We start from the raw sequence: 7,038 nt of genomic DNA, 5'->3' as shown, positions 1-7,038 counted from the left end.
CTCAGCGCCCTCGGGCGCCTCGGCGCGCTCGTCGGCCGGAACGTCGGCGTGGATCTCGGAGATGGACTCCACGAGTTCTCCCTTGTGAAATACGAATGGATATGCACGATCGCACGGCGCTGCGGGGGCAGCTGCCCAGCCATTCGGCAGGACTCAGTCCCGGCCGACGGGGTGAGGGACCGCGAGGGTTCTCAGCGGGCGTCGGCAGGTAAGAATGCCGTGCGGTGGTTTCGCAGATTTGCGACGGAGGCCAGATTCACGAGTTACGTGGAACCCTCCGCGTACTCCCTCACTGTACCACCCTTGAAGTCGACAGCGAGCATGAGCGATTCCCACGGGGTGTCGGCGGCCGTCGTCGCGAGCTCCGCCGCCTCGAGGCGGCGGCCCGGTCCGTCGGCGAGCACGAGCACGCTCGGGCCGGCTCCCGACACCACCGCCGCGAACCCCTCGGCCCGCAGGGCACGCACCAGCTTGTCGGTCTCGGGCATGGCGCTCGCCCGGTAGTTCTGGTGCAGCTTGTCCTCGGTCGCCGCCTGCAGCAGCTCCGGGCTCTGCGTCAGCGCCGCGATCAGCAGCGCGGACCGCGAGACGTTGAAGACGGCGTCCTCGCGCGGCACCTGCGTGGGCTGCAGGCTCCGGGCGAGCGCCGTCGACATCGTGAACTCGGGGACGAAGACCAGCGGCGACACGCCACGGTGCACCAGCAGCTTCTTGTGCTGCGGTCCGTCCTCGTCCACCCAGGCGATGGTCAGGCCGCCGAACAGCGCGGGGGCGACGTTGTCGGGGTGGCCCTCGAGCTCGGTGGCGAGGCGCAGCAGCGCATCCGGGCCGAACTCGACGTCGCCCTCGAGCAGCCCCTTCGCGGCCAGCAGACCCGAGACCACGGCCGCCCCCGACGACCCGAGACCACGGCCGTGCGGGATCACGTTGCGCGCGTGGAGCCGGAGTCCCGGCATCCGTCGTCCCACCGATTCGTACGCGTACGCGATCGACCGGACCACCAGGTGCGAGGCGTCGCGCGGCACGTCGGCGGCTCCCGCCCCCTCGACCTCGATCTCGAGCTGTCCCTCGGGCAGTGCGGTCACGTCGAGCTCGTCGTACACGCTCAGCGCGAGGCCGAGCGTGTCGAAGCCGGGACCGAGGTTCGCGCTCGTCGCGGGAACCCGCACCAGGACGCGGCGTCCCGGTGCGGGGACGACGGCTGCGTTCACGCGGAGGCCGCCGCGGGGGCGAGGTCGAGGACGGATGCCACCTCGGACGTCGTCGCGTCGACCACGGTCGGCTCCACCTGCGAGCCGTCGGCGTTGCGCAGCGCCCAGTGCGGGTCCTTCAGGCCGTGGCCGGTGACCGTCAGCACGACGCGCGCGCCCTGCGGCACGATGCCGGCCTCGACACGGTCGAGCAGGCCCGCGACGCTGATCGCCGAGGCCGGCTCGACGAAGATGCCGACCTCGCTCGACAGCAGCTTCTGCGCGGCGAGGATGCGGTCGTCGTCGATGGCGCCGAAGTAGCCGTCGGTCGCTGCGCGGGCGTCGATGGCGAGGTCCCACGAGGCCGGGTTGCCGATGCGGATCGCGCTCGCGACGGTGTCGGGGTCCTTCACGACCTCGCCGCGGACGAGCGGCGCCGAGCCGGCCGCCTGGAAGCCGAACATGCGCGGGACGCGCGTGGACACGCCGGCCTGCGCCTCTTCGGTGTAGCCGCGCGTGTAGGCGGTGTAGTTGCCCGCGTTGCCGACCGGGATGAAGTGGAAGTCCGGCGCGTCGCCGAGCTGCTCGACGATCTCGTACGCCGCCGTCTTCTGGCCGTCGATGCGGTCGGGGTTGACCGAGTTGACGAGGTGCACGGGGTAGTTGTCGGCGAGCTCGCGCGCGATCTCGAGGCAGTCGTCGAAGTTGCCGCGGATCTGGATCAGGCGCCCGTTGTGAGCGACGGCCTGGCTGAGCTTGCCCATCGCGATCTTGCCCTCGGGCACGAGCACGGCGGCGGTGATGCCGGCGTGCGCCGCGTAGGCGGCGGCCGAGGCCGAGGTGTTGCCCGTCGAGGCGCAGATGACGGCCTTCGCGCCGTGCTCGATCGCGCGCGACACGGCGACCGTCATGCCGCGGTCCTTGAACGATCCGGTCGGGTTCATGCCCTCGAACTTGACCCACACGTCCGTGCCGGTGCGGCGCGACAGCGCCGGTGCCGGGAGCAGCGGCGTGCCGCCCTCGCCGAGTGTGACCACGGTCGAGGTGTCGGTGACACCCAGTCGATCTGCGTACTCGCGGAGGACTCCGCGCCAAACATGAGCCATGTCGCTCTCCTTCACACCCTCACTTGCCAGAAAAGTTCAATCGCCTTCGACCCGGAGCACCGAGACGACGCGTTCCACGACACCGCTGGCGGCAAGACGCGCCACCGTGTCGCTGAGATCCTGCTCGACCGCCTTGTGCGTGCCGATGACCAGCCGCGCCACGCCCGGGCCGCCGTTGCCGGCCGAGACGACGGTCTGCTCGACCGTGGCGATCGACACGCGCCCCTCGCTCAGCGTGCCGGCGACGGTCGCGAGCACGCCCGGCTGGTCGTCGACCTCCAGCGTGATCTGGTAGCGCGTCGTGACACGCCCGATCGGGACGATGGGCAGGTTCGCGAGCGTCGACTCGCCCACGCCCACTCCCCCGGCGATATGGCGTCGCGCCGCCGAGACCACGTCGCCGAGCACGGCGGACGCGGTCTGGACCCCGCCCGCGCCGGCGCCGTAGAACATCAGGTTGCCGGCGGCCTCGGCCTGCACGAACACCGCGTTGTTGGCGCCGTGGACACTCGCGAGCGGGTGGGCGCGGTCGACGAGGGCCGGGTAGACGCGCACCGAGATGGACTCGCCGGATGCCTCGACCAGGCGCTCGCACACGGCCAGCAGCTTGATCACGTACCCGGCATGGCGGGCGGCATCCATCATCGACTTGTCGATCGCCGTGATGCCCTCGCGGTGCACGGCCTCGAGCGGAACGGTCGTGTGGAACGCCAGGCTGGCGAGGATCGCCGCCTTCTGCGCCGCGTCGTAGCCCTCGACGTCGGCCGTGGGGTCCGCTTCGGCATACCCGAGGCGCTGCGCGTCGGCGAGCACGTCGGTGAACTCGGCGCCCTCCGTGTCCATGCGGTCGAGGATGTAGTTCGTGGTGCCGTTGACGATCGCCATGATGCGCTGCACGCGGTCGCCGGCGAGGGAGTCGCGCAGCGGCCGGATGATCGGGATCGCGCCGGCGGCAGCCGCCTCGTAGTACACCTCCGCGCCCACCTGGTCGGCCGCGTCGAAGATCTCGGGGCCGTGCGTGGCGAGGAGCGCCTTGTTTCCGGTGACGATGTCGGCACCCGAGTTGATGGCCTGCAGCACGTAGGTGCGCGCCGGCTCGATGCCGCCCAGCAGCTCGATCACGATGTCGGCGCCGACGATCAGCGTCTCGGCGTCGGTGGTGAACAGGTCGCGGGGCAGGTCGGTGTCGCGCTTGGCGTGGACATCGCGGACCGCGATGCCGGCCAGCTCCAGCCGGGCGCCGGCGCGGTCGGCGAGTTCGTCAGCGTGCTGGAGCAGCAGCGCGGCGACCTGCGAGCCGACGGAGCCGGCTCCCAGCAGCGCGACACGGAGGCGGCGGTAGTCGGTCATTCGATCCCTTCCGTCGGTGAAACGCCGGGCGCGCCCGCGAGGACGCCTCCGACGGCGAGGCCGGCGTCGCGTGAGAGCAGATCGTCGATCGACTCCCCCCGCACGATGACGCGTGCCTCTCCCCCGCGCAGCGCCACGACGGGCGGACGAGGGACGTAGTTGTAGTTGTTCGACAGCGAGAAGCAGTAGGCGCCGGTCGCGGGCACGGCGAGCAGATCGCCCGGGGCGACGTCGCCCGGCAGGTACTCGGCATCCACCACGATGTCGCCGGATTCGCAGTGCTTGCCCACCACGCGCGCGAGCGCCGGTGCGGCGTCGCTCGTGCGGGAGGCGATGCGCGCCGAGAACTCCGCGCCGTACAGCGCGGGGCGCGCGTTGTCGCTCATGCCGCCGTCGACGCTCACGTACAGGCGCGTGTCGCCGCTGTCGAGCGCGACCGGCTTGATCGTGCCGATCTCGTACAGTGTGACTCCCGCGCGACCCACGATCGCGCGTCCGGGTTCGAACGCCAGGTTCGGCATCGGGATGCCGCGCACCTCGCACTGCCGTGCCACGGCCTCGGCGATGCCGACGGCGAGCGCCTCGATCGGCGTCGGGTCGTCGACGGAGGTGTAGGCGATGCCGAAGCCGCCGCCGAGGTTGAGGACGGGCAGCTCGCCGCCCTCACGCAGCTCTGCGTGCAGCTCGACGAGCCGGGACGCGGACTCCTCGAACCCGGCCGTGCCGAAGATCTGCGAGCCGATGTGGCAGTGCAGCCCGACGAACTCGAGCCCCGCCAGCTCGCGGATGCGGGCGACGGCGGCGGGGGCATCCTGCAGCGTGAAGCCGAACTTCTGATCCTCGTGGGCCGTCGCGAGGAAGTCGTGGGTCTCGGCGTGAACGCCGCTGTTGACGCGCAGCAGCACGGCCTGGGTCACACCGCGGCGCGCGACGATGGCCGCGAGCCGCTCGATCTCGATGAGACTGTCGATGACGATCGAGCCGATGCCCACCTCGACGGCGCGCTCGAGCTCGGCGACGGACTTGTTGTTGCCGTGGAAACCCAGGCGCGACGGGTCCGCGCCCGCCGCGAGGGCGACAGCCAGCTCTCCCCCGCTGCAGACGTCGACGGCGAGTCCCTCTTCGGTGACCCAGCGCACGACCTCGGTGGTGAGGAACGCCTTGCCGGCGTAGTAGACGCGCGCCTGCGCACCGTGCAGCGCCGCTGCGGCGCGGAACGCCTCGAGGGTGCGGCGGGCCGTGCGACGCACCTCGTCCTCGTCGACCACGTACAGCGGCGTCCCGAAGCGCTCGCGCAGCGTCGTCGTCCGGATGCCGCCCAGTTCGAGCACGCCGTCGGCGCCGCGTTCAGCGGTCTCGGGCCACACGGCCGGGGCGAGCCCGTTCGCCTCGGCGGGGCGCTGAAGCCATGCGGGAGCGACGGAGCGGGTATGCGGGTCGGCGGACACTGTGGACCAATCGGTGGGAGCTTCGACGCTTGCAGGTCCGACGCTTTCGGTCGGGCGAGACAGAACCTGCGTGTGCCGCGGCCCGGGTGTCACGAGTGTGCAGTGAGACCGGCGCCAGGCAGTGCTAGAAGTCTAGGGCACACGGCTCGCCGGCCCCGCGCCGTGTGACGCACGACGGCGGCACGCGCTCAGGCGCACGTGCCGTCCTGCTGCAGTGCGGGGTCGGTGGCGATGCGGCCGTCGACGTCGAAGTCCGCCACGAGCCGGCTGCCGTCGACCTCGACCCCGGTGAGCGTCGCGCCGGCGGGCAGCCGGTCCGCGATGCACACGTTCCAGTCCCGCAGCACGGTGTCTGCAAGGTCGCCGAACTGCGCACGCAGCGCGTCGGCGCCCACCTCGGACTGGCCGAGCTGGAACGACGCCGGCGTCAGCACGATGTCGCCGTCCGCCGCCGAGGGCGTCAGCGCCACCCCGATCGGGATCTGCACGCCGAACAGCGTCAGGTCGAGAGTCATCGTGACGTTCGGCGCCGCGAGGCCCACCGTGTCGGCGGGGAAGCCGTCGATCGACGCCAGGAGCGTCTGCAGCTGCTGCTCGTCGAGCGCGACCTCCGCGGTGGCGCCGCTCAGAGTGGGCTCGCCACGGACCGGGATGCCGCGCGCGGTCACGGTGACGTCGCCGGTGACCCCGGTGTCGCCCAGCGGAACGTCGTCGGACGAGACGGTGAGGTCGTCGAGGGTGCCGCCGATGAGCTGCGGCAGCACGGCGCCGGCGATCTCGACGTCGATCTGCTGGTCCGCCGGCAGCGACAGCTGCGTGCGCACCTGATCCTGCACGACGCCCGTCACGATCTGCCGGGCGATGGCCTCCGCTGCGAACCACGCCCCGACCGCCAGCACCGCCACGATGGCGAAGCCCACGATCCACGGCCAGACCCGGTGACGGCGCGGCTCGCTCGGGCCGTCGGCGGAAACCATGCCGTCGGGCAGGGGCAGGGTCGGCTGCGAGTCGGCCGTGCTCATGTGCTACATCCGTTCCGGCGCCGCGACGCCCAGCAGGTCCAGCCCGTTGCGCAGCACCTGGCCGGTGGCGTCGTTGAGCCACAGACGCGTGCGGTGCACCGCCTCGATGGGCTCGTCACCGAGCGGGATCACCCGGCAGTTGTCGTACCAGCGGTGGTAGAGGCCCGCGAGCTCCTCGAGGTACCGCGCGACACGGTGCGGTTCGCGCACCTCGGCGGCGAAGGCCACGATGCGGGGGAACTCCTGCAGCGCGCCCAGCAGTGCCGACTCGGTCTCGTGGGTGAGCAGCTCGGGCGCGAACTCGGAACGGTCCACGCCGGAGGCGGCCGCATTGCGGGCGACGTTGTGGGTGCGCGCATGCGCGTACTGCACATAGAACACCGGGTTGTCGTTGGTGCGCTTGCGCAGGATCTCGGGGTCGAGCGTCAGCGGCGAGTCGGCGGGGTACCGCGCCAGCGAGTAGCGCAGCGCGTCCGTGCCGAGCCACTCGCGCAGGTCGTCGAGCTCGATGATGTTGCCGGCGCGCTTGGACAGGCGCGCGCCGTTGACCGACACGAGCTGCCCGATGAGCACCTCGATGTCCTTCTCGGGGTCGTCCCCCGCAGCGCCCGCGAGCGCCTTCAGGCGGTGCACGTAGCCGTGGTGATCGGCGCCGAGCAGGTAGATCTTGTGCGCGAAGCCGCGGTCGCCCTTGTTGAGGTAGTACGCGGCGTCCGCGGCGAAGTAGGTGTACTCGCCGTTGGAGCGGCGGATCACGCGGTCCTTGTCGTCGCCGAAGTCGGTCGTGCGCACCCACACGGCGCCCTCGTCGTCGAAGACGTGGCCCTGGGCCCGCAGGCGGTCGACCGCCTCGTCGACGAGGCTCGGCTCGCCGTCGGAGCCCGGGGCGTGGAGCACCCGCTCCGAGAACCACACGTCGAAG

The 7,038-nt window shown here is 71.6% G+C and carries 6 protein-coding genes; all 6 read right to left on the bottom strand.

What is annotated here, in order from left to right; all coding sequences use genetic code 11:
* Positions 1 to 263: 263 nt before the first annotated feature.
* Positions 264 to 1,211 carry a homoserine kinase gene (gene thrB, locus ACTHNQ_RS10880; RefSeq protein ID WP_440333385.1) on the bottom strand — a complete coding sequence of 316 codons (948 nt, stop codon included), beginning with the start codon at positions 1,209 to 1,211 and terminating at the stop codon, positions 264 to 266.
* Complete coding sequence (thrC, locus tag ACTHNQ_RS10875) at positions 1,208 to 2,296, bottom strand: threonine synthase (RefSeq protein ID WP_018172076.1); 1,089 nt, start codon at positions 2,294 to 2,296, stop codon at positions 1,208 to 1,210. The genes thrB and thrC overlap by 4 nt, the downstream gene beginning before the upstream one ends.
* A gap of 36 nt (positions 2,297 to 2,332) precedes the next feature.
* Positions 2,333 to 3,646: a homoserine dehydrogenase gene (locus ACTHNQ_RS10870; RefSeq protein ID WP_440333384.1), complete on the bottom strand. Its 1,314-nt coding sequence runs from the start codon at positions 3,644 to 3,646 to the stop codon at positions 2,333 to 2,335.
* Positions 3,643 to 5,094 (bottom strand): diaminopimelate decarboxylase, encoded by a 1,452-nt coding sequence (lysA, locus tag ACTHNQ_RS10865; RefSeq protein WP_440333383.1) that lies wholly within the window; start codon positions 5,092 to 5,094, stop codon positions 3,643 to 3,645. Before lysA ends, ACTHNQ_RS10870 begins: the two co-directional genes overlap by 4 nt.
* 188 nt (positions 5,095 to 5,282) lie before the next feature.
* Positions 5,283 to 6,116: an LmeA family phospholipid-binding protein gene (locus ACTHNQ_RS10860; protein WP_440333382.1), complete on the bottom strand. Its 834-nt coding sequence runs from the start codon at positions 6,114 to 6,116 to the stop codon at positions 5,283 to 5,285.
* A 3-nt stretch (positions 6,117 to 6,119) separates the two neighbouring features.
* Positions 6,120 to 7,038: arginine--tRNA ligase domain-containing protein (gene argS, locus ACTHNQ_RS10855; RefSeq protein ID WP_440333381.1), on the bottom strand; the 919-nt coding region annotated here is incomplete at its 5' end.

It is taken from the genome of Microbacterium sp., from assembly GCF_051953575.1.
Taxonomy (GTDB): Bacteria; Actinomycetota; Actinomycetes; order Actinomycetales; family Microbacteriaceae; genus Microbacterium.
Note: the sequence above shows the minus strand (reverse complement) of the source record. Positions and strands in the feature narration are given on the sequence as shown.